We start from the raw sequence: 21425 nt of genomic DNA on the forward strand, positions 1-21425 counted from the left end.
GGCCCCGTCAGGGCCTTGTCCGCATGCACGTCCTCGGACCGGCCCGTAGCGTGGATCACGTGCGTTCCGCCAACACCGCCTCGGTGGTGCCCGGGAGTCCCCTCGGCCGGTCCGGCGTCGGCCGGCGCAGCGTGGATGAAGGGCCTGACGACTTCCGTGCGGCGGACCAAGTGCCGGGCAGCTGGACCGAGTGATGCGTCCGGGCCGTCCGGTGGCACCTGCCGACTCGCCTCGCCCACGACGCTCCGGGCGGTCCGTCCTGCCCGTGCTCATCTCCATCGCGGTCCTGATCGTGGTGGCGGTGGCCGTCGGCTCGTGGCTGCAGTTCACCGAGCGGCAGACGTCCGACACGGTGCACACCGTCGGGTCCTCGGCCGCCGACCGGGTGGACGTGGAGGCCGCCGTCCAGAGCGTCGACGCGGCGGGCAGAGAGCTGGTACTGCGGGTCTGGGTCATCCCGCGCGGGACCCTCGGCGAGGCGGACGGGGCGGCTCCGGTGGCCGACCTCAGCCTCCAGACCTCGGGGGCGACCCACAGCAACCTGGAGTTCGCGGCGCACGAGCGGCTCGCGACGAGAGACGTGCAGGTCGCGCTCACGGGCGGATCGATCAGTGACTACCCGTTCGACACGTACGAGACGGTCCTCGCGTTCCGGGCGCAGCTGGGCGGCGAGCAGGTGCCGGTACGGCTGCTGTTCTCCAACAGCGACACGCTCTTCTCGGTCTCCGCGGAGCCCGTGCCCTCCCGGCAGGAGGCCGTGGCGGCGCTGCGCCTGGAGCGATCGGGCAGCCTGCTCGTCTTCGCGGTCTTCATGATGGTGGCGATGTGGGCGCTGGCGGCGTCCGTGATCATCGGGGCCTGGTACCTGACGACCGGCAGCGAGGGCCTGGTCTGGCCCGGTCTCGCCTGGATGGCCGCCACCCTGTTCGCCCTCGCCGCGTTCCGCAACACCGCCCCCGGCACACCCCCGATCGGCTGCGTCCTGGACTGGTTCGCCTTCCTGTGGGCCGAGTCGGTCATCGCCCTCTGCCTCATCACGGTGGTCATCACCGGCGTCAAGAAGTCCCTGCGCCAGGAAACGCGACCCACGTAGTGGCTCCGCCGCGGGTGCGGCCGGGCTCTTCGGACACCCATCCTGAGCCCCTGGTTAGCCGTACCTTAAGGCGACCCTAAAGATCGCCATCACCCGCCTCCAGCAGGCGATTTCCCGGTTTTCTCGGGCTAGCTTCTGATCGCCCCCACGGGATTCACCCCATGCATCAGGCCCCCTTGAGGAGATCTTCCATGTCCGCACGCCGCAAGGCCGCCGCCGTCACCGCGCTCGGCCTGACCCCGCTCGCGCTGACCGCCCTCGCCGCCGCGCCCGCCTCGGCGCACGGCTCGATGGGCGACCCGGTCAGCCGGGTCTCGCAGTGCTACGCGGAGGGTCCGGAGAGCCCGAGGTCCGACGCGTGCAAGGCGGCGGTCGCGGCGGGCGGCACACAGGCGCTCTACGACTGGAACGGCATACGCATCGGTGACGCGGCCGGCCGGCACCAGGAGCTGATCCCGGACGGCAAGCTGTGCAGCGCGAACAGCGAGGAGTTCAAGGGCCTCGACCTGGCCCGTGCCGACTGGCCGGCCACGAGCGTGAGCAGCGGGTCGTACACCTTCAAGTACCGCGTGACCGCCCCGCACAAGGGCACCTTCAAGGTGTACATCACCAAGGCGGGCTACGACCCGGCGAAGCCGCTGGCCTGGGGCGACCTGGACCTGGCGAACCCGGTGGCGACGGTCACCGACCCGGCGGCGTCGGGTGGCTTCTACACGTTCTCCGGCACCCTGCCGCAGCGCTCCGGCAAGCAGCTGCTGTACGCGGTCTGGCAGCGTTCGGACAGCCCGGAGGCGTTCTACTCCTGCTCGGACGTCACCTTCGGCGGCGCGAGCGGGGGCGGAACCGGCGACTCCGACAGCTCCGGCGACACCGGCAGCTCCGACAGCTCCGGCAGCTCCGGCAGCGGCAGTGGCGAGGCCGCGCCGGCTCCGAGCGCCTCCGCGCCCTCCGAGGAGCAGATCGAGGCCGGTGCCGACCAGTCGACGATCGAGCACCACGGCCACGGTGACCAGGACGCCAGTACGTCGGCGGAGCCTGCCGCGGCGGCGGACGACCCGTCGACCGCGCCGGCCAATCAGCCGAAGGCGGCGGGTGCCACCGAGAACCTGGCCGAGACCGGTGGGGACAGCAGCACGGCGTATCTCGCGATGGGCGGTGCGGCGACGCTGGCGCTGGGTTCGGCGGTGCTGTTCGCCTCGGTGCGCCGGCGGGCGGCCGGCGGCGGTCGGCACGGCCGCTGACGCATGGACTCCGGGGCCTGAACGGCGGCTCAGGCCGGTCAGGCCCCGGCGGTGTGCCCGGCGCTCACCCGCTCAACTGATCGCGGACGCGCAGGTGGTGGGGCGGGCGTGGGCCGGGTCGAGCGCGTTGGCCACCTCGTGGAAGGCGATCCGGTCGGTCAGGCCCAGGAGCGCGTGCTCGGAGATGTCGATCGCGCACAGGTCCTGGATCAGGACGTTCCTGACGTCGGGTCCGGTCAGGAACTGGGTCCGCCACGGTGTGACCACCTCGTCGTACCTGGTGGCTATGACCGTGTAGCGCACCCCGGGGACGGTGTCGCCGCCCGCGTTGAGCCTGGTCATGAACTCGGATCCGGCGACCTGCTGGGCGAGGGCGGGGGTGGCGCCGGTGAGCAGGTCCTCCGCGCCGGGGAAGTACGGCAGCAGGTTGGTGAGCCCCGACAGCGTGGTGCCGTGGTTGTTGGGCGCGATACCGACGAGGGCGTTCACCTTGCCGGCTCCGCCGAGGAACTTGAGGTAGTAACGGGGCATCATGCCGCCCTGCGAGTGACCGACGAGGTCGGCCTCGGCGGCACCGGTCGCGGCGAGCACCTTGTCGACATAGGCGGACAGCTGTTCCGCCGACTTGTCGATGGGGCCGAGGGCGTGGAAGAACGGCACGCCCGGCAGCTGGCCGTAGTCGAGGGAGAAGACGCAGTAGCCGCGGTCCGTCAGATAGGGCGCGAGCCCCAGCCAGTTGTCGACGGAGTTCGCGAAGGTACCGTGCACGAGGACCACCGGGCGGGGGTGCGCGGCGGACGGCTTGCAGGTGTAGTCGTTCCAGCCGCTGCTGGATGCCGCCGTCGTCTCGGCGGCCTGGGCGGTGGTGGCGGGGACGACGGCGACCGTGGCGGTCAGGAGCAGTGCGGCCAGCGGTCTGAGCACTCGTTTCCAGGGCAGCATCGGGTGATCTCCTTGCGGCTCAAGGGAGGTACGACGGCCTTACGCCCTGTGATCCGGATCACGAGGATGCTGTTCACTCGTCAAGTTACGGGCGAGTAGTAGACGTGTGAAGTTACGCGTCAGTAAAAACTTCCAGTGATAGTCAGAGGTGCACTACATCTACTGATGAACCGTCACCATGTGGGCCTGATGGGGCCATTGGGAGCGATCCGCGCCAACTGCCCGAGCAGCGCCCGCACCTGCGTCTCCCCCAGCACACCGACCCACGCCCGGACCGCTTCGGCGGCCGCCTCCTCGGCAGCCCGGGTGCACGCCCACCCCCGCTCGGTCAGCACGACCAGCCGGGCCCGCGCGTCATCGGGGTGCGGCCGGCGCTCGGCGTACCCCTTGCGCACGATCTCGTCGACGAGCTGACTCGCGGCCTGCTTGGTCACCCCGAGATGGACGGCGAGGTCGGTGGCGGTGGCCCCCGCCGGGGCGAGGCGGGCGAAGGCGAACCCGTGCGCGGGCCTGACCCCCTCGAAGCCCCGGGCGACCACGCCGTCATTGATGCGCTGCGTGAGCTCACCGGCGACGGCGAGCAGGGTGGCGGACAGGGCCATGGCTTCGGAGTTCTGCACGCAGGCATTGAAACACCCTTGACGAATCGGTCAAGCAGCTTGACCATAGCCCTATATAGTCAAGCTGCTTGACCATTTTTCGAGGAGGCACCCATGCCCGTGATCCGAGCGTCCGAAGCCGTCACCCACGAGATCCACGGCGCCCGTTTCGTCTCGTACGCCACCCCCCTGACCGGCAGCAAGGAGCTGTGCGCCTGGCGCGGCGAGATCCCGGCGGGGACCAAGGCGCCCGCGCACACCGTCAACCGGGAGGAGATCCTGCACCTCCTCGACGGCGAACTGCTGGTCACGCTCGACGACCGCACCGACCGGATCACCGCGGGCGACACCCTGATCATCAATCCGGGCGCGACCCTGACCGTCGAGAACCCGACCGGGCGGACCGCCCTCACCTGGGTCACCACGTCCATCGGCCTGACCGCCGAGCTGGCCGACGGCACGCTCATCACGCCACCGTGGGCCAACTGACCCGCACACGGGGGAGCTACGCGGCGAGCGCCCCCGGCATCACCGCGTGCGGCCCGAACTTCGCCCGCGCGCGGTCCGCGACCTCCTCGATACGGCGGGCCTTCTCGTCGAGCGGGTCGAAGGTGAGCTGGTAGGAGGCCTGCTCCGCGGGGTCGAGGCCCTCGGCGCGCAGGGCGAGAGCCCGGACCCGGGCGCGCTGGAGGCCGAGGACCTCGTACATGCCGTACGCCGCCCTGGTCAGCGCGGCCGAGTGGGCCGTGGGCTCCTTCAGCGTGCGGCTGCGGGTCGTCGAGGAGCGGTCGGCGTAGCGGACGGTGAGCGTCAGGGTGCGGCAGACCTTGTCCAGGGCGCGCAGCCGGGCTCCGAGCTCCTCGGCGGCCGACAGCAGGGCGCGGCGGTGCCGGTCGGGGTCCAGCTCGTCGCGGGTGAAGGGACGTTCGGTGGCCAGCGCCCGCGACACGCCGTCCGGGACGACCCGGCCCCGGTCGACACCGCCGGCCTTCTCGCGCAGCTCACGGCCGGCCCTCGCGCCGATCAGCCGCTGGAGCGTGGACAGCGGCGCGGCGGCGACCAGGCCGAGGGTGTCGAGGCCGTACTCGCCCAGGGTGCGGGCGGTCGCGGCACCGACGCCGGGCAGCGCGGCGACGGGCTTGCCGGCGAGGAACTCCGCGACGGCGTCCGGTTCCTCGGGCACGGCACACGTCACCCCGGGCCGTGCGTCACCCAGCGCCACGCGGGCCAGCATCGGCCCCGGCCCCGCGCCGATCAGGCAGTCGACCCCGTGATGGGCGAGGGCGCGCACCCGGATCACCGACGCGAGCTCGACCGCGTCGCGCCCGAAGTACCGCTCGGCGCCCCGCAGGTCGACCAGCGCCGCGTCCGGCGGCAACGCCTGGACGACCGGCGTGAAGTCCTCCAGCACGCCGAGCAGCCCGGGCAGGGCCGCCTCGTGCGCCGGCGGCAGCTGGAAACGTACGCAGAGGATGGTCATCCCGCACTCCCCGGACTCTGGTGCCACAACTTCCGTACCTGTGAAGGCTCTTGACCCGCCGGTCGCAGATCGGCCCACGGATTCAGTTCGTATCCGGTGGGCATGTGGATTCGCCGGCCGCGCGCCGGATCCCCCTCGTCCCCCTCCGGCGCCGCCACCGGCTCCGCCAGCCGCGCCGCCACCACGTCCAGGCCGCCCTCGGCGCGCAGCTCGATCAGCTCGGCGAGGTTCCAGGCGGCGGATCCCACCACGCTCAGACTGCGCGGGCCGCGGCGCTGCACCACTCCCCGCACCAGCAGCAGCCAGGAGTGGAAGACGGTGTGGGCACAGGCGTCGTGCGAGTCGTCGAAGAACGCGAGATCCACCAGGCCCGTCCCGTCGTCCAGGGTGCTGAAGATGACCCGCTTGCCGGACCGGATCGGTGGCGTCTGGGTGGCCGCCTTGGCCCCCGCGACCAGCACGGTCTCGCCGTGCCGGGCCTCGCGCAACCGCCGCGCCGACACCACGCCCAACTCGTCGAGGAACGCCCGGTGGTCGTCCATCAGATTGCGCGAGGCGTCCATGGACAGCACTCCCAGCTCGGCGCTGAGCCGCTCCGCCGAGGTGAGGTCGGGCAGCCCGGCCGCGGCGGTCTTCCGCCCGCCGGCCAGCGGAAGCTGCCCGCCGCCACCGCTGCGGGCGCCCCGGTGCAGTTCGGTCAGATGCAGTTGCAGATCACGCCGGTTGGCCCCGAAGGCGTCCAGCGCGCCGACCTGCGCGAGCCGCTGGGCCAGCGGACGGCTGGGCCGGGCCCGCTCCCAGAAGTCGAGCAGCGAGGCGTACGGCTGTCCGTCCGCGACCCGTGCCGCCTCGGCCTCGCTGATGCCGTGCACGTCGGAGAGGGCGAGTCGCAGTCCCCACACCTTGCGCGAGCTCTTCGACTCCCCCGATTCAGACACCAGTTCGATACGGTGGGCGACTCCCGACGCGTTCACGTCCAGCGGCAGGATCGGCACCCCCCGCCGCCGCGCGTCCGCCAGCAGCAGCCGCTTCGGGTACATCCCGGGGTCGTGCGTGAGCAGCCCCGCGTAGAAGGCGGCCGGATGATGGGCCTTCAGCCAGGCCGACTGATAGGTCGGCACGGCGAAGGCGACCGCGTGCGCCTTGCAGAAGCCGTACGACCCGAAGGCCTCGACGATCTCCCAGGTCCGCCCGATGGTCTCCGCGTCATACCCCTTGGCCGCCGCGTGCTGCGCGAACCACACCCGGATCCGCCCCTGCGACTCGGGATCGGACAGCCCGCGCCGCACCCGGTCGGCCTCGTCCCGCCCGCAGCCGGTCATGATGTGCACGATGTCGATGATCTGCTCGTGGAAGACGACGACCCCGTACGTCTCCCGCAGCGGCCCCTCCAGATCCTTGTGCGGATAGCGCACGGGCGCCCGCCCGTGCCGGGCCTCGATGAACGGCCGCACCATGTCGGCGGCGACCGGCCCGGGCCGGAAGAGCGAGATGTCGACGACGAGATCGTGGAAGGTGGCCGGCTGGAGCCGCCCGACCAGATCCCGCTGTCCCGGCGACTCGATCTGGAAGCAGCCCAGCGTCTCGGCGGACCGCACCAGCCGGTACGTGGCCGGATCCCCGTCCGCCACCCCGTCCAGGTCGACCCGCTCCCCCGTGGCCCGCTCCACCTCCGCGACCGCGTGCGCCATCGCCGACTGCATCCGCACGCCCAGCACGTCGAGCTTGAGCAGCCCGAGGTCCTCGACGTCGTCCTTGTCGAACTGCGACATGGGGAAGCCCTCGCCGCTGGTCGGCATGACCGGCGTACGGGAGAGCAGCGAGGCGTCCGACAGCAGCACCCCGCACGGATGCATGGCGATACCGCGCGGCAGGGCGTCGAGCGCCTCGACCAGCTCCCACAGCTTGCCGTACCGCTCCCGCTCGCCGGCCAGTTGCCGCAGCTCGGGCAGCTCCTCCAGCGCCGCGCGGGCGTCGCGGGCCCGGATGTGCGGGAAGGACTTGGCGATCCGGTCGATGTCGGCGGGGTCCATGGACAGCGCCGCGCCCACGTCCCGTACCGCATGCCGCACCCGGTAGGTCTCCGGCATCGAGACGGTCGCGACCCTCTCCCTCCCGAACCGGTCGATGATCGCCCGATAGACCTCCAGCCGCCGGGCGGACTCCACATCGATGTCGATGTCGGGCAGCACCATCCGGCGCTTGGACAGGAAGCGCTCCATCAGCAGCCCGTGCTCCACGGGATCGGCGTGCGCGATGCCGAGCAGATGGTTGACGAGCGACCCGGCACCGGACCCACGGGCGGCCACCCGAATCCCCATCCTCCGCACGTCGTCGACAACTTGAGCGACCGTCAGGAAGTAGGAGGCGAACCCGTGGTGGGCGATGATGTCCAGCTCCTGGTGCACCCGCTCCCAGTACGCCCGCCGCCCGTCGTAGCCGCGCAGCACCATGCCCGCCGCCGCCCGCGAGGCGAGCGCCTGCTGCGCGCCGCGCCGCCCGGCGCCGACGAGATGCGGTTCGGGGAAGTGCACGGTGCCGATGCCGAGGTCGTCCTCGGGATCGACGAGGCACTCGGCAGCCGTCGCCCCGGTCTGCTCCAGCAGCCGGTACGCGGTGTCACGCCGGAACCCCGCGGCCTCGACGACCCGCTCGGCGACGCGCGCCATGTCCTCGGCGCCCTTGAGCCAGGCCTCACCGGAGTCCAGTTCCTTGGTGGAGTCGATGGGCACGAGCCGCCGCGCGGCGTCCAGCACATCGGCGACCGGCCCGAGGCCCGGGTCGGCATAGCGGACGGCATTGCTCAGCACGGGCCGCAGCTGCTGCTCGGCGGCGAAGCCGACGGTACGGGCGGCCAGCCGCAGCGACCCCGGGCCGGTGCCCTTGCGTCCGTGCCACACGGCCTCAAGCCGCAGGGAGTCGCCGTAGATCTCCCGCCACGGCACGAGCAGCCTGGCCGCCCGGTCGGGACGGCCGGCGGCGAGCGCACGTCCGACGTCGGAGTCGGGCCCGAGCAGGACGATCAGGCCGTCCCCCCGGTTGTCCTCCCGCGGCAGCATCGGCGGGCCCTCCCCGCCATGTGCGGCCGAAACGATTCGGCACAGATCGCCCCACCCCCGGGCCGCATCGCGCCCGAGAAAGGTGACCCGAGGGGTCGACTCATCGACAAAGGCCCCACCCCGTACCGGAGCCCGCCGGCGCCCCGCACTCTCCCCCGAGTGCCCGAACCCCTCCACGGCCAGCTCCACACCGAACAGCGGCCGCACCCCCGCCGCCGCGCACGCCTTGGCGAACCGCACCGCACCCCCGAGCGAGTCACGATCGGTGAGCGCCAGCGCGTCCATGCCCCGCTCGGAGGCGCGCTCGGCCAGTCGCTCCGGGTGCGAGGCGCCGTACCTCAGGGAGAACCCGGAGACGGTGTGCAGATGCGCGAAGCCCGACACACGCACCTCCCGCGCCAGCGATTCCGAGCCACCGCTCGAACATCAGTTCCCAACTCTCCCACCCCCACCATAGACCATTCCCGGACCGTTTATCGAACACTCGTACGACATCCGTTCGGCCGCCTCCCACCTGCGCAAACACCCGCGGCCCCGGACCGTGGGGGCATGACGCAGCCCCCCGGTGCCGACACTCCCCACCCCTCCTTCCTGACCGAGGTGAAGGACGCCGTCACCCCACGGGCCACGATCCTGGTGACCGGCACGGTGGTCCTCGCCCTGCTCTTCATCGCCTCCTATGTGGGCGCCCTCCATGACCCGACACCCAAGAACGTGCCCTTGGGAGTGGTGGCCCCCCAGGTGGCCGCCCAGCAGACGGTGGACCGACTGCAGAACCTGCCCGGCGACCCGCTGGACCCACGTGCCCTGCCCGACGTGGAGACGGCCCGCGACCAGATCCTGAACCGCGAGATCGACGGCGCCCTGGTGATCGACCCGGCCGGCACCACGGACACGCTCCTGGTCGCCACCGGAGGCGGCAGGGCGCTGGCCGCCACCCTGGAGGCCCTGGTCGCCACCCTGGAAAGATCCGAGGCCCGCGCGCTCCGCACCGTCGACGTGGCCCCGGCCGACCGCCACGACTCCAACGGACTCACGTCCTTCTACGTGACCGTGGGCTGGTGCGTGGGCGGCTACCTCTGCGCGTCGATCATCACGATCAGCTCGGGCGCCCTCCGCCCCACCCTGAGACGCTCGGTGATCCGCCTCGTCGTCATGGCCCTGGTGGCCGTCGTCGCCGGCCTGGGCGGCGCCCTCATCGTCGGCCCCATCCTGGGCGCACTGCCCGGCAGCATCGCCGCCCTCTGGGGCGTGGGCGCCCTGATCGTCTTCGCGGTGGGCGCGGCCACCCTCGCCTTTCAGGCCGTCCTCGGCATGGCCGGAATCGGCTTGGCGATCCTGATCGTGGTGATCCTGGGCAACCCGAGCGCGGGCGGCGCCCTGCCGCCCCCGCTGCTCCCCCCGTTCTGGCACGACATCGGCCCCGCCCTGCCCCCGGGGGCAGGCACGTGGGCGACCCGCTCGGTCGCCTACTTCAAGGGCAACGACACGACCGCCTCCCTACTGGTCCTCTCGGCCTGGGCAGCCGCGGGAACAGCGATCACCCTCCTGGCGGCGGCGCTGCGCGGCAAGGACCGAACACCGACCGCACGTGCCGCACCGGGGCCGACGGCGCCTGCGGGCCCGTAGCGACGGAGTTCCCCGCGCGCCCCTGCGGGGGGCTGGGCCGGATTTTCGACCGCGGGTCCGTCGTGGCCGGTCGCGCAGTTCCCCGCGCCCCCGAGAAACGGCGTTGCAGCCACCCTGCCCCGAGACGTGACCGCCACCGTCACCACCGTCCGCGCAGTTCCCCGCGCCCCTGAAAGAAGGGCGTTGCAGTGGGCCTGCGCCACGACGTGACCGCCACCGTCACCACCGTCCGCGCAGTTCCCCGCGCCCCTGAAAGAAGGGCGTTGCAGTGGGCCTGCGCCACGACGTGACCGCCGCCGCCACAACCGTCCGCGCAGTTCCCCGCGCCCCTGGAAAGAAGGGCGTTGCAGGCGCCGACGGCGAGAAGGGGACGTGCCGGGGGGTGTCCGCCCGCAGCGGCGGGCGTCAAGAAACAGCACCTCTGGAGGCACAGCAACCGCCCGACCGAGGACGGACACCCCCCGGCGCGGCCCCGACCCACCCACCGACACAAGGCGCTACGCGCACCCCACTCCACCCGCACAGGCCGCCGCAGGCATACACCGCGCACCCCCACCGCCCCCGCCGCAGGCACAAACGCGGAAGTCCCGCCCCACACCCGGGGACGGGACTCCGCAAAAGCTACGTACCGTCAGCCGATCTCAGTACCCGTGGCAGACAGCGCCTCGGTCACCGGCTGGAAGAACGTCTCCCCACCGGCGGTGCAGTCACCACTGCCACCGGAGGTGAGCCCGATCGCCTTGTCACCGGAGAACAGCGAACCACCACTGTCCCCGGGCTCGGCGCACACGTCGGTCTGGATCAGCCCGTTGACGATGTCACCGTTGCCGTAGTTCACGGTGGCGTCGAGCCCGGTCACCTTGCCGTCGTGCACCTGCGTCGTCGACCCGCTACGGGTGACCGCCATACCGACGGTGGCCTCCGCGGCCCCGCTGATGGCCTGCGCCGACCCGTTGTAGAGGTTCACCTCACTCGGGTGGTCGACCTCCGCGGTGTACTTGACCAGCCCGTAGTCGTTGTCCGGGAAGCTGGACGACTCGTTCGAACCGATCTGCGTCCCGTTGGAGTCCGACCACTCCGTGATGCCCTCGGTGCAGTGCCCGGCGGTCAGGAAGAACGGCTCGCCGCCCTTGACCACGTTGAAGCCGAGCGAGCAGCGCCCGCTGCCACCGGTGATCGCGTCACCACCCGCGATGAAGGGCTTGAACTCCCCCTTCGACCGCTTCAGTTCCGCCTTGGCACCCAGCCCGTCGACGACCTTGCCGAGCTTGGCCCACTCGGTGTCGGACACCGTACGGTCGGCGGTGACGACGACCTTGTTCGTCGCCGGGTCCGTCACCCAGGCGGTGCCGGGAATGGTGGCGTCCTGCTTCAGCGTCGTACGCGCGCTCTTCAGCTCGGCGAGCGAGTTCTCGACGATTCTGGCCTTGGCGCCGGCAGCCTCGACGGCGTCCGCGGCGGCCTCGTCGAGGACGTTCACGACCAGGCTCTTGGCCTGTGCGTCGTAGTACGAACCCGCGGCATCGCCACCCAGGTCCTTGACCAGCGACGAGGCGAGCTTTCCGGCCGCGGAGACCGACAGGGTCTTCGGCGCGGAAGTCTCAGGCGTCTCGCTGGCGTTCGCAGTCTGCAAGGTCACGCCCGCAGCAACCAGTGCGGCGATACCCGCACCTGCCACGGCTGCACGCCGCTTGGGTATGCGTCGGTGCTTCAACTCACGTCCTCCTGTGGGGGGTCGGCCCGAGAGGTTGTGGGGACCTCGGCGGACCGGAAGGCGTACGGCCACGGGGACGGCTCACAACAAAAGCCGCGTCCGTGCCGGTTGAACAAGGTTCACTATTCCTAGGTTCGAAGGGAGCACACAAGGTCGACTTCAGGACGCGCGTAGAACACGTTTGCACACCCCTCCCGTCTTGACCGTGCACAGTCACGCACGCTCTCTTCGCTCAGCAAATACCGCAAGCGAGCGAACCATAAGCAGCGCGTGAGGTCTACTCCTGTCTCAAAATCGACTCTTCAGTGCCCGGATCCAAGCGAGGTTCACCAGAGGGAAGTTCGTCCTGTCCGGTCCGGGATTCAACAGATTCCGGCTGCCGCACGCCGTCACCCGGCTCCTGCCCGGAAGCCGCAACCGCCGTCCCTTTCTCCAGAAATCGCAGCAATTCCACCGGAATCGGCAGCACCAGCGTGGAGTTCTTCTCAGCCGCCACCGCCATCACCGTCTGAAGCAGCCGCAGCTGAAGCGCCGCCGGCGCATCGGACATCTGATGGGCCGCCTCAGCCAGCTTCTTCGAGGCCTGGAGCTCCGCGTCGGCGTTGATGACCCGCGCCCGCCGCTCCCGGTCCGCCTCGGCCTGCCGCGCCATGGACCGCTTCATGGTCTCGGGCAGGGAGACGTCCTTGATCTCCACCCGGTCGATCGTCACGCCCCACTCGACGGCCGGGCTGTCGATCATCAACTCCAGCCCCTGGTTGAGCTTTTCGCGGCTGGACAGCAGATCGTCCAGCTCGCTCTTGCCGATGATGGACCGCAGCGACGTCTGCGCCATCTGCGAGACCGCGAACCGGTAGTCCTCGACCCGCACGACCGCCTCGGCCGGCGCGGTCACCTTGAAGTAGACGACGGCGTCGACCCGCACGGTCACATTGTCCCGGGTGATGCCCTCCTGGGCGGGAATGGGCATCGTCACGATCTGCATGTTCACTTTGCGCAGCTTGTCGACGCCCGGCACGATCATCGTGAACCCGGGCCCGCGCACTTCGGGCCGGAGCCTGCCGAGGCGGAAGACCACGCCCCGTTCGTACTGCTTGACGACCCGCGCGGCCGCCGCCACATAGACCAGTCCGGCGGACGCGAGTGTCACTCCCGCCGCCACCAGCTCCTCGACCATCACCGACCCCCAGGGTCCGACGTGGGCGCATTACAGCGGAGTGCTGCCTGTCCGTCGACGGTAACCCCGCCGCCGGAGCAAGGGCGAGCCCCCGCACGCCAGTTGCGTGCGGGGGCTCACCTGCTGCCGGCTGCCGTTCGGGCCGAAGAGATCGGACCGAGGGTCAGTAGACGCTGACGCCGTACGCGCTCAGGGCCTCGGTGACCGGCTGGAAGAACGTCGTACCGCCGGAGGTGCAGTTGCCGCTGCCGCCGGAGGTCAGACCGTACGCGGTGCCGTTGCTGCCGTAGAGCGAACCGCCGGAGTCGCCGGGCTCGGCGCAGACCGTGGTCTGGATCAGGCCGGAGACGATGTCGCCGCCACCGTAGTTGACCGTGGCGTTCAGGGCGGTGACCCGGCCGCTGTGGGTGCCGGTGGTGGAACCGTCACGGATGACGGTGGTGCCCACGCTGGGCGTGGCCGCGCGGGTGATGTCCACGCCGTTGGCGGTGCCGGGCCGGCTGACGGAACCGGAGTAGCGCACGATGCCGTAGTCGTTGCCCGGGAAGCTGGAGCCGGCGGTCGAGCCGATGACGGTGGTGTGGCTCGAGTTGGACCACCAGGTGCCCGCGCCGTCGGTGCAGTGGCCGGCTGTCAGGAAGTACTGGTTGCCGCTGCTGTCCTGGACGTTGAAGCCGAGCGAGCAGCGCCAGCTACTCGCATAGATGGCGTCGCCGCCCTGGATGAACTTGCTGAACTTGCCGGGGACGCTCTTGATGGTGAGCGCGTCGGCGTTCGCCCCGGCCTGTTCCTTGATCTTCGCTATCTCCGCCTGGGAGACCGTGCTGTCGACGGTCACCGTGACGCGGTTGGTCTTGCTGTCGACGGCCCAGGCGGTGCCGGGGACGTCGGCCTTCAGCACGGAGCCGCTGACGCTCTTGAGCTGGGCGGCGCTGAAGGTGTCGGGGGTCTCCGCGGCGGTCGCGTTGGGGATCGCGATCGCGGCCGCGGCAACGAGGCCGGTGGAAACGGCGATCAGCCGGGTCCGTCTCGTGATGCCGCTGCGGGGGGTGGTGCGCTTGATCCTCACGTTTCGTTCCCTCCAAGGGAAGTCGGGGGCCCGCGTGGGGTCGGGGCCCGGTGAGGCGCAGTCAGTCGGGCCGTTGTCCGGATTTCGAACAAGTCGTGCCCCTGACAAGCGCTGAGGGGAGTATTCGGCCGAACGACCGGTCGGCACAAGGGCGCCTTTCGGCCGTCAACTTTTGAACCATCTGTGCGAGTTGGCCGCTCCTGCCCCGGTCAGAGCCGGTCAGCACCACTCGGCGCAGCTTGCGCTCACCCGGCCGGACAACGAGGTCGGACGTGTTGCCAGGTGGCGCAAACGAACGCACGGATTGGTCGGCGGAGGCAGGGAGCGGCAACATGACGCGGTTGAGCCCGTACGGCACGGTCCCCGTATCAGGGATGTCCGGAAGTAGCCGCCATCTACGCGCGTGCGTTCAGCAACCGTCGCAGGGGCAGCAGCAGTCGCACCCGTCGCAGTCGCAGTCACGGCAGCAGCCCTCGCGCTTCTTGCGGGACCAGGGACCCTCGTACTCCTTGGCGCAGCACAGCTTGCAGGTGCAGCACAGCAGCCAGAACATTCCGCAGCCGGCCCAGAATCCACGCCGCTTCGGCGGCTGAGGGGCCGGCCCACCGCCGAACCCGCCGAAACCTCCGAAGTCACCGCCACCGCCACCGCTTCCACCGGCACCACCGCCGGGCGCGCCTCCGCCCCCGGCGTACGGGTTCCCGCCGGCGTACGGATTCCCGCCCCCGGCGTACGGATTCTGCGGCGCGCCGTACGGTCCCGGCTGCTGGGGCTGCTGCCCATAAGGCCCGGGCTGACCGTGCTGCCCCGGCTGATGCGAGGCATGGGCCCCACAGGTCGGCACCGTGCCGAACGCCCGGTCCACCGAGCGCCGCAGCTCGTGCACGAGCAGAAGGTGGGCGAGCCCCGGGTCCGTGAACTCCACCTCGCGCAGCGCCAGCCGCACTCCGTGCACGGCGTCGTCGGCGAGCCGGCGCGCCTCGGCGAGCGAGGTCCCGGTCGCGGTGAGGGGGTTCCACGCACCGGCCTCGGCGTCGGCCGCCCGGTCCTCGACGGCGTCCAGGAGGTGGGCCAGCCGCCCGAACAGGCGTCCGGCCTCGGCGAGCGCGGCGGCGTTGTGCGGCCGGCCGGCCAGGATCGCGGTGTGCGCGAAGGCGGCGGCGGTCGCCGTCTCGGTCGGTTCGGTCACGGCGAGGACCGGTGTCCCGATGCCGGCGAGCGCCTCGATGCCGGTCTGCCGGTCCACGGCGTCGACGAGTACGGCGGTGTCGAAGCCGACGGCCGAGCCGCTGCGGGCACCCGCCGCGCCCCACCCCGCGGCCACCCGGCGCGCGGCGAGCGCCAGCGGCCTGCGGGCCAGCAGCCCGTCGCGGTCGGCCACATGGTCACGGACCTTGGCCGAGGCGAGCACCAGCGAGACGGCGGCGGCGAGCCGGGCGCCCTCACCCTGTGCGACGGACGCGGTTCGCATCCCGCGCAGCGGGCAGGGTCCAGCTGTACGCCGTAGTCCGCTGTCCTTCTCCGCCTGAGCTTCCGTCAGGACGGAGATGAGGAGTCCGTCGTAGTTCGTGACGATCCGCGCGAACTGACCATGGTCCCCGCGCAACGAGAGGCACAACCCGCACAAATGCGCCATCCACTGCCCCGTGAGGTTCTCTCCGAGCCGATGACGACAGGGCCTGACGATTCCGAACACGACACTCCCCCGAGGTTCTTACGACGTAGCCAGGACGCTGAGCTGCCGCATCGTACCGGCCGCCGGGTCGAGCGCCACGGCCGCTCGTTCACCCGTACGCACCCCGCCTCACCCATACGCCGCGAAGAATCATATTTCACTCCCAGTCAGCAGCCGTACGTGGCATGCCCCTTGGGGGACACGGGCTCTCGACGTATGCGCTGTGCACCAGTACCGTCACAAACCCCCCGCGCGGCGTCTATCCACTTGGCGCGACGTCCGCATCATGGATGACCATAGGGATGCGGAAGGCAACAGAGACCGCTGTGAGAGGAGGCGTCCATGGGATCGGTACGCAAGGCGAGCGCCTGGCTGGGCCTCGTCGACGACAACGATGACGAGCGTTACTACGACGACGACTACTCCGAAGGGACCGAGCCCGGGGAGGCCTGGGTCACCGACCCGCGGGTCAAGGTGGCCACGGACGTGGCGGAGGAGAAGGGCCGCCGGATCGGCACGGTCACTCCGGACAGCTTCCGGGACGCCCGCGCCATCGGCGAGCTGTTCCGGGACGGGGTCCCGGTCATCATGAACCTCACGGCCATGGAGCCGTCCGACGCCAAGCGCGTCGTCGACTTCGCGGCGGGGCTCATCTTCGGTCTGCGCGGCTCGATCGACCGGGTGTCCAACCGGGTGTTCCTGCTGACGCCGGCCGACACGGAGATCATCAGCGGCGAGCGCGCGGCGCACCGCGAGGACGGCTTCTACAACCAGAGCTGAGGCAGGGCCGTTCACCGGCCCTGCCCCCTGGCGGGTCAGCGGAAGGCGTCGAGCCCGGTGAGCGCCTTGCCCAGCACGAGCTGGTGCATCTCGACGGTGCCCTCGTAGGTGAGCACCGATTCCAGGTTGGTCGCGTGCCGCATCACGGGATATTCGAGCGAGATCCCGTTGGCACCGAGAATCGTCCGTGACGTACGGCAGATGTCGATGGCCTCGCGGACGTTGTTCAGCTTTCCGAAGCTGACCTGTTCCGGACGCAGACGACCGGCGTCCATGCGCCGCCCCAGATGGTGGGCGAGCAGGATCCCCTTGTGCAGTTCGAGCGCCATGTCGGCGAGTTTGGCCTGGGTGAGCTGGAAGCCCCCGATCGGCCGGCCGAACTGCTCGCGCGTCTTCGCGTAGTCCACGGCGGCCTCGAAACAGGACCGCGCCGCGCCCATGGCGCCCCACACGATCCCGTACCGGGCGTGCGAGAGACAGCTGAGCGGCCCCTTGAGTCCGACGACCTCCGGCAGCACGGCCTCGGCGGGCAGCCGTACGTCGTCCATCACGAGCTCACTGGTGACCGAGGCCCGCAGCGACAGCTTGTGCTTGATCTCCGGCGCGGAGAAACCGGCGCTGTCGGCCGGCACGACGAACCCGCAGATCCCCTCGTCGGTCTGCGCCCACACGACGGCGACGCCCGAGACGGAGCCGTTGGTGATCCACATCTTCCGCCCGTTGAGGACCCAGTCCGAGCCGTCCCGCTTCGCGTACGTCCGCATGGAGCCGGGGTCGGACCCGTGGTCGGGCTCGGTCAGTCCGAAGCAGCCGATGACCTCGCCGGAGGCCATCCGGGGCAGCCACGTCTGCTTCTGGTCCTCGCTGCCGAAGCGGTGAATGGCGTACATGGCGAGGGAGCCCTGCACGGAGACCAGGGACCGGATGCCGGAGTCGGCGGCCTCCAGTTCGAGACAGGCGAGCCCGTACTGCACGGCGGAGGCCCCGGCGCACCCGTATCCCTCCAGCGACATCCCGAGGGCGCCGATCTCCCCGAGCTCCCGCGCGAGCTCCCGGATCCCGGGCAGCTCGCCCTTCTCGTACCACTCGGCGACGTACGGCACGACCCGGTCCGCCGCCCACGCCCGCACGGTGCTTCGGACGGCCAGGTCCTCGGGCTCCAGGAGGTCGTCGATGCCGAGGGGGTCGGCGGGATCGAACGGGGGCAACTTCGAGGACGCGGACATGGAGGACCCTCCGGCAACGAATTAAACTAGCGCCGCTAGTCACGACTGTGCGCCAGACGCTACGACGCAGTGTCCCGCACGTCCAGTGCGCACAGACGTACCGGAAGCCGCCGACGGGGAATCCCTGGGGAGAGGTTCACCCGTCAAGGGACTGAAAACGGGTGGTGCGCGGGTGGCCGAAGGCTTGGTCAGGCGGAGACGCGGCTCTCCGCGACTTCCCTCGGCTTCGGCAGCTCCACACTCTCCGCCTCGCACTGCATGGTCCGCGGCAACCGCAACGCCATCGCGGCCCCGAGCAGCAACAACCCCGCACTGACGAGCAACGTCACATGCAGCCCGTGCACGAACGCGTTCCGCGCCGCGTGCTGGAGGGCCGCCCCCGCCGACCCGCCGAGCTGCCCGGCGACCTCGTACGCCTCCCCCAGCGAGTGCGAGGCAGCCGTGGAGGCCGACGCCGGCACACCCGACACGTTCGACAGCCCGGGGGCGTACGCCGCGTTCATCACGCTGCCCAGCAGCGCGATACCGATACCGGCCCCGAGCTGGTACGACGTCTCCCCGATCGCCGCCGCCCCGCCGGCCTGCTCCTGCGGAGCCTCGCTCAGCATCGACTCGTACGCCCCGAAGAGCGTCGTCTCCAGGCCGAAGCCCAGCAGCACGAACCCGAACAGCAGCAGCCCGGGGTTGTCCTCGCCGCCCATGGCGGTCAGCACGATGACCGCGAGCGCCGTCAGACAGAACCCGGCGCACACCATGCGCCGCGGCCCGAACCGCCGCAGCATCCGCGCGCCCGCGAGCCCGGACGCCATCGCCGCGAAAGTCAGCGGCAGCAGCCGCAGACCGGTCTCCAGCGGTGACAGACCGAGGACGAGCTGCAGATACTGCGCCGCGATCAGCTCGAGGCCGACCAGCGCGAGCATCGCCAGCACGATGCACCCGACGGACGTACTGAACGCGGGGCGCGCGAACATCCTGAGATCCACCAGCGGATACGTCCGCCGCTTCTGCCGCCGCACGAAGAGGACCAGCATCACCGCGCCGGCCACCAGCGGCACCAGGGTGAACAGGCTGGCCACCGGTTCCCCGCCGCCGAGCCGCTTCACGCCGAGGACGACGCCGAACAGACCGGCCGCCGCGAGGAGTGCGCCGACCACGTCCCAGGGGCCCCGGCGGTCGCCCTTCGACTCGGGCAGCAGCAGCCGGCCCACCGGAAGGCTGATGAGCATCAGCGGGATGTTGACGAGAAAGACCGAGCCCCACCAGAAGTGTTCGAGGAGGAAGCCGCCGAGCAGCGGCCCGACCGCCGCGCCGACCGCGGCGACCGCGCTCCAGATGCCGATGGCGAGGGCCCGCTCACGCCGGTCGGGGAAGACCTGGCGCAGGATCGACAGGGTCGCGGGCATGATCATCGCGCCGCCGACCCCGAGCAGGGCGCGGGCCAGGATCAGCACCTGTGGGTCGTGCGCGAGGGCCGCGAGGCCGGAGGCGAGGCCGAAGAGGCCGTAGCCGAGCAGCAGGACGCGTCTGCGGCCCACCCGGTCACCGAGCGTGCCGAAGAGGATCAGCAGCGAGGCGCAGACCAGCGGATAGATGTCGACGATCCAGAGCAGCTCTATCGCGCCGGGACGAAGGTCCTCGGTGACGGCCGGCACGGCCACGTGCAGCACGGTCGCGTCGACGGCGACGAGCAGCAGGCTGACGCAGAGGACGACGAGGACGACCCAGCGGTTGGCACCGGCCCCGGCCGCCCGACGGCGCAGCGCAGCGGCAGCCGTGGTCGTCCCGGACATGTACGTACCTCCCAGATGTTCCCTCGCCCTCGGCGGGCACACGGGGTGGGGACTCCCCGCGACTCGGCCGGAGAGGAGCGGTGGTCTCCGGCCCGCGCAACCAGGGCGAGTGACTCGTCAGGGTACGCGAGTCCGGGTCCGCGCCGAGTGGCGGACCTCTCAGACCGCACCCGATCGCGTGTGGCGTACACCACACTCACCGGCTCCGACCGGTGAGCCCCAGGAAAATTCCACCCAAGGATTCGGTGAACGAATTCATAAGCGGCGAAAAACGAACCAACAGAATGATCAAAGGAATTGAAGGATGTAGCCGCCGATGATTACGGATTCCTTGGAAATAAACCTCCCCCTGAGAGGAATCCCACATCACATCGTCATCACAAAGCCGTGGAATCGACCTTGTCCTGCGCTCACTCGCTGTAACGTCGATTGGGTGCGTACCGAACGAAAGCTGACCCGTCTGGACCGGGTCTTCGCCAGGCTGGACCGGGAACCGGAACGTCCGGCCCACATCGATGTGCCGAGGATGACCCGGCACAGGATCGTGCTCTTCTCCGCGACCCTGGCCTTCTACGGGGCCATCGTGTGGGCCGTAGTCATCACTTCGTGGCTCGTCCGGCTCGACTGGCAGGTCATGTTCTTCCGCCCCTACCAACAGTGGGCGGAGATCCACGCGTTCGTCGACTACTACGTGGTGCTGGGCCAGCGCGGCCCGACCGCGGTCATGGTCGCGGCCTGGCTGGGCTGGCGTTCCTGGCGGCAGCACACGCTGCGGCCGCTGCTCGCGCTCGGCGTCTCGCTGCTGCTGCTGAACATCACCGTCGGTGCCGCCAAGCTCGGCATGGGCCGCCTCGGACCGCACTACGCGACCACCATCGGCGCGAACGAGATGGGCCTGGGCGGCGATATATTTCCCAGCGGCCACACCGCCAACGCCGTGGTGACCTGGGGAATCCTGGCCTATCTGGCCTCGACCCCGAGAGCGCGCCGCTGGCTGTCGGCCCTGTCGGCGGTGACCTCGCTGGGCGTGGGCCTGTCCACCGTCTACCTCGGTACGCACTGGTTGAGCGACGTCCTGCTCGGCTGGGCCGCCGGTCTGCTGATCCTGCTCGCCCTGCCGTGGTTCGAGCCGCTGATCGCCCGCTCCGAGACCTGGCTCTTCGACCTGCGCGACCGCTGGCGCGCCCGGCGGACCGGCGTCCTGTCCGCGCCCGCCCCCGTCGAGGCCCCCGTCCTGCTCAAGCCGCGTCCCACGGCCGTCGACGACGAGGCCGCGGCCCGCGAGGCGTCGTCGCCGGCCAGGTCCCCGCGGGCGCCGGTCCACCTGGCTCCCGGCCCGCACACGGCCCGTGGCGAGCGCACGCCGGGCACTCCGGCCGGCAGCCGCCGCCCGCCGCACACGGACCGCATCGGCAGAGGCGGGGCCCCGACGGCCCGCCCTCTCACGGGCGGCTGACCCGCCCCCTGCAGCGCGGGTTCGGTACGCACGACCAGCCCGTACGGCGACGGCCCCGGTTCCGTTCGGAACCGGGGCCGTCGCCGTGTGTCAGCCCTTCCAGGCCCGCGCCACCTGGCCGTCCTTCACCTCGAAGTTCAGCCGTCCCACGCGGTACTCCATGGTGATGATCGCCCCCGGCGGCAGCGAACGCACCGTGCTCCACCCGCGTTCGCGGGCGAGCCGCTCGGCCCCGTCGGCGTCGAGTCCGACATACGCGTCGGGGTTGTCCTGGGGATCTGCGGGGGGTTTAGGAATGGGTGCCATGCCGTCAACGCTAGGGCCTCGTCACTGGATCGGGCCAGTGCGGACGGTGAACCTTTGCAGCGGCCGTCCGGGGTCACACGTCCCTCCGGGGTCACGCTTTTGTCACAGAATCACGACACGCGTTTCGGTCACTTCGACATCGACGGACCGTCACACGGACGAGGGATTTTCTGGGCCTTCCGCAGGCAT

General features: G+C 70.8%; 17 protein-coding genes. 6 read left to right on the forward strand and 11 right to left on the reverse strand.

The annotated features are described in order from the left end of the window. Positions 1-259: 259 nt before the first annotated feature. Positions 260-1093 carry a DUF4436 family protein gene (locus ACGFW6_RS40005; RefSeq protein WP_393521516.1) on the forward strand — a complete coding sequence of 278 codons (834 nt, stop codon included), beginning with the start codon at positions 260-262 and terminating at the stop codon, positions 1091-1093. Between the two features lie 191 nt (positions 1094-1284). Further along, the gene (locus ACGFW6_RS40010) at positions 1285-2334 is read left to right on the forward strand and encodes a lytic polysaccharide monooxygenase (RefSeq protein ID WP_393521392.1); all 1050 of its coding nucleotides are present in this window, start codon (positions 1285-1287) and stop codon (positions 2332-2334) included. A gap of 72 nt (positions 2335-2406) precedes the next feature. On the opposite strand, the gene ACGFW6_RS40015 is transcribed toward ACGFW6_RS40010, so the two are convergent. Both ACGFW6_RS40015 and ACGFW6_RS40020 read right to left on the reverse strand, forming a co-directional pair. Beyond that, a complete protein-coding gene (locus tag ACGFW6_RS40015; protein ID WP_393521394.1) occupies positions 2407-3276 on the reverse strand; it encodes an esterase/lipase family protein in 870 nt (289 codons plus the stop codon). A gap of 173 nt (positions 3277-3449) precedes the next feature. After that, on the reverse strand, positions 3450-3896 hold the full coding sequence (locus ACGFW6_RS40020; protein ID WP_393521396.1) for a MarR family winged helix-turn-helix transcriptional regulator: 447 nt from the start codon (positions 3894-3896) through the stop codon (positions 3450-3452). A gap of 93 nt (positions 3897-3989) precedes the next feature. Between ACGFW6_RS40020 and ACGFW6_RS40025 the strand changes: the two genes are divergently transcribed. Next, positions 3990-4364, forward strand: coding sequence for a cupin domain-containing protein (locus tag ACGFW6_RS40025; RefSeq protein ID WP_393521398.1), 375 nt, complete (start codon positions 3990-3992; stop codon positions 4362-4364). Between the two features lie 16 nt (positions 4365-4380). Here the strand turns inward: ACGFW6_RS40025 and ACGFW6_RS40030 are convergent, their stop codons facing one another. Next, entirely contained in the window at positions 4381-5355 is a 975-nt protein-coding gene (locus tag ACGFW6_RS40030; protein WP_393521400.1) for a hypothetical protein, read from the reverse strand. Then, positions 5352-8798 (reverse strand): DNA polymerase III subunit alpha, encoded by a 3447-nt coding sequence (locus tag ACGFW6_RS40035; protein ID WP_393521402.1) that lies wholly within the window; start codon positions 8796-8798, stop codon positions 5352-5354. Before ACGFW6_RS40035 ends, ACGFW6_RS40030 begins: the two co-directional genes overlap by 4 nt. Before the next feature lie 165 nt (positions 8799-8963). On the opposite strand from ACGFW6_RS40035, the gene ACGFW6_RS40040 reads away from it, so the two are divergent. Continuing rightward, positions 8964-10043: a DUF3533 domain-containing protein gene (locus ACGFW6_RS40040; protein ID WP_393521404.1), complete on the forward strand. Its 1080-nt coding sequence runs from the start codon at positions 8964-8966 to the stop codon at positions 10041-10043. 631 nt (positions 10044-10674) lie between these two features. Here the strand turns inward: ACGFW6_RS40040 and ACGFW6_RS40045 are convergent. The 4 genes from ACGFW6_RS40045 to ACGFW6_RS40060 all read right to left on the reverse strand — a co-directional run bounded on the left by ACGFW6_RS40045 (position 10675) and on the right by ACGFW6_RS40060 (position 15699). Next, on the reverse strand, positions 10675-11757 hold the full coding sequence (locus ACGFW6_RS40045) for a S1 family peptidase (protein WP_393521406.1): 1083 nt from the start codon (positions 11755-11757) through the stop codon (positions 10675-10677). Positions 11758-12034: 277 nt separating this feature from the next. Further along, entirely contained in the window at positions 12035-12934 is a 900-nt protein-coding gene (locus tag ACGFW6_RS40050) for a slipin family protein (protein WP_393521408.1), read from the reverse strand. Between the two features lie 163 nt (positions 12935-13097). Further along, positions 13098-14003, reverse strand: coding sequence for a S1 family peptidase (locus ACGFW6_RS40055; RefSeq protein WP_393521410.1), 906 nt, complete (start codon positions 14001-14003; stop codon positions 13098-13100). Positions 14004-14412: 409 nt separating this feature from the next. Continuing rightward, the gene (locus ACGFW6_RS40060; protein WP_393521412.1) at positions 14413-15699 is read right to left on the reverse strand and encodes a DUF5685 family protein; all 1287 of its coding nucleotides are present in this window, start codon (positions 15697-15699) and stop codon (positions 14413-14415) included. A 321-nt stretch (positions 15700-16020) separates the two neighbouring features. On the opposite strand from ACGFW6_RS40060, the gene ACGFW6_RS40065 reads away from it, so the two are divergent. Continuing rightward, positions 16021-16458, forward strand: a complete 438-nt coding sequence (locus tag ACGFW6_RS40065; RefSeq protein ID WP_346182685.1) for a cell division protein SepF — start codon at positions 16021-16023, stop codon at positions 16456-16458. 35 nt (positions 16459-16493) lie between these two features. On the opposite strand, the gene ACGFW6_RS40070 is transcribed toward ACGFW6_RS40065, so the two are convergent. Both ACGFW6_RS40070 and ACGFW6_RS40075 read right to left on the reverse strand, forming a co-directional pair. Then, complete coding sequence (locus ACGFW6_RS40070; RefSeq protein WP_393521415.1) at positions 16494-17684, reverse strand: acyl-CoA dehydrogenase family protein; 1191 nt, start codon at positions 17682-17684, stop codon at positions 16494-16496. Between the two features lie 188 nt (positions 17685-17872). Then, positions 17873-19474, reverse strand: coding sequence for an MFS transporter (locus tag ACGFW6_RS40075; protein ID WP_393521417.1), 1602 nt, complete (start codon positions 19472-19474; stop codon positions 17873-17875). A 433-nt stretch (positions 19475-19907) separates the two neighbouring features. Between ACGFW6_RS40075 and ACGFW6_RS40080 the strand changes: the two genes are divergently transcribed. Next, entirely contained in the window at positions 19908-20930 is a 1023-nt protein-coding gene (locus ACGFW6_RS40080; protein WP_393521419.1) for a phosphatase PAP2 family protein, read from the forward strand. Positions 20931-21020: 90 nt separating this feature from the next. On the opposite strand, the gene ACGFW6_RS40085 is transcribed toward ACGFW6_RS40080, so the two are convergent. Then, positions 21021-21236 carry an I78 family peptidase inhibitor gene (locus tag ACGFW6_RS40085; protein ID WP_107909159.1) on the reverse strand — a complete coding sequence of 72 codons (216 nt, stop codon included), beginning with the start codon at positions 21234-21236 and terminating at the stop codon, positions 21021-21023. Positions 21237-21425 lie beyond the last annotated feature (189 nt).

It is taken from the genome of Streptomyces sp. Y7, assembly GCF_043195415.1.
Classification (GTDB): Bacteria; Actinomycetota; Actinomycetes; order Streptomycetales; family Streptomycetaceae; genus Streptomyces.

What these genes read in the sequence shown, in the direction of transcription:
- ACGFW6_RS40030 (WP_393521400.1), bottom strand. Translation starts at nt 5,355, where the DNA reads ATGACCATCCTCTGCGTACGTTTCCAGCTGCCGCCGGCGCACGAGGCG.
- ACGFW6_RS40010 (WP_393521392.1), top strand. Translation starts at nt 1,285, where the DNA reads ATGTCCGCACGCCGCAAGGCCGCCGCCGTCACCGCGCTCGGCCTGACC.
- ACGFW6_RS40085 (WP_107909159.1), bottom strand. Translation starts at nt 21,236, where the DNA reads ATGGCACCCATTCCTAAACCCCCCGCAGATCCCCAGGACAACCCCGAC.
- ACGFW6_RS40025 (WP_393521398.1), top strand. Translation starts at nt 3,990, where the DNA reads ATGCCCGTGATCCGAGCGTCCGAAGCCGTCACCCACGAGATCCACGGC.
- ACGFW6_RS40050 (WP_393521408.1), bottom strand. Translation starts at nt 12,934, where the DNA reads ATGGTCGAGGAGCTGGTGGCGGCGGGAGTGACACTCGCGTCCGCCGGA.
- ACGFW6_RS40015 (WP_393521394.1), bottom strand. Translation starts at nt 3,276, where the DNA reads ATGCTGCCCTGGAAACGAGTGCTCAGACCGCTGGCCGCACTGCTCCTG.
- ACGFW6_RS40075 (WP_393521417.1), bottom strand. Translation starts at nt 19,474, where the DNA reads ATGTCCGGGACGACCACGGCTGCCGCTGCGCTGCGCCGTCGGGCGGCC.
- ACGFW6_RS40070 (WP_393521415.1), bottom strand. Translation starts at nt 17,684, where the DNA reads ATGTCCGCGTCCTCGAAGTTGCCCCCGTTCGATCCCGCCGACCCCCTC.
- ACGFW6_RS40040 (WP_393521404.1), top strand. Translation starts at nt 8,964, where the DNA reads ATGACGCAGCCCCCCGGTGCCGACACTCCCCACCCCTCCTTCCTGACC.
- ACGFW6_RS40065 (WP_346182685.1), top strand. Translation starts at nt 16,021, where the DNA reads ATGGGATCGGTACGCAAGGCGAGCGCCTGGCTGGGCCTCGTCGACGAC.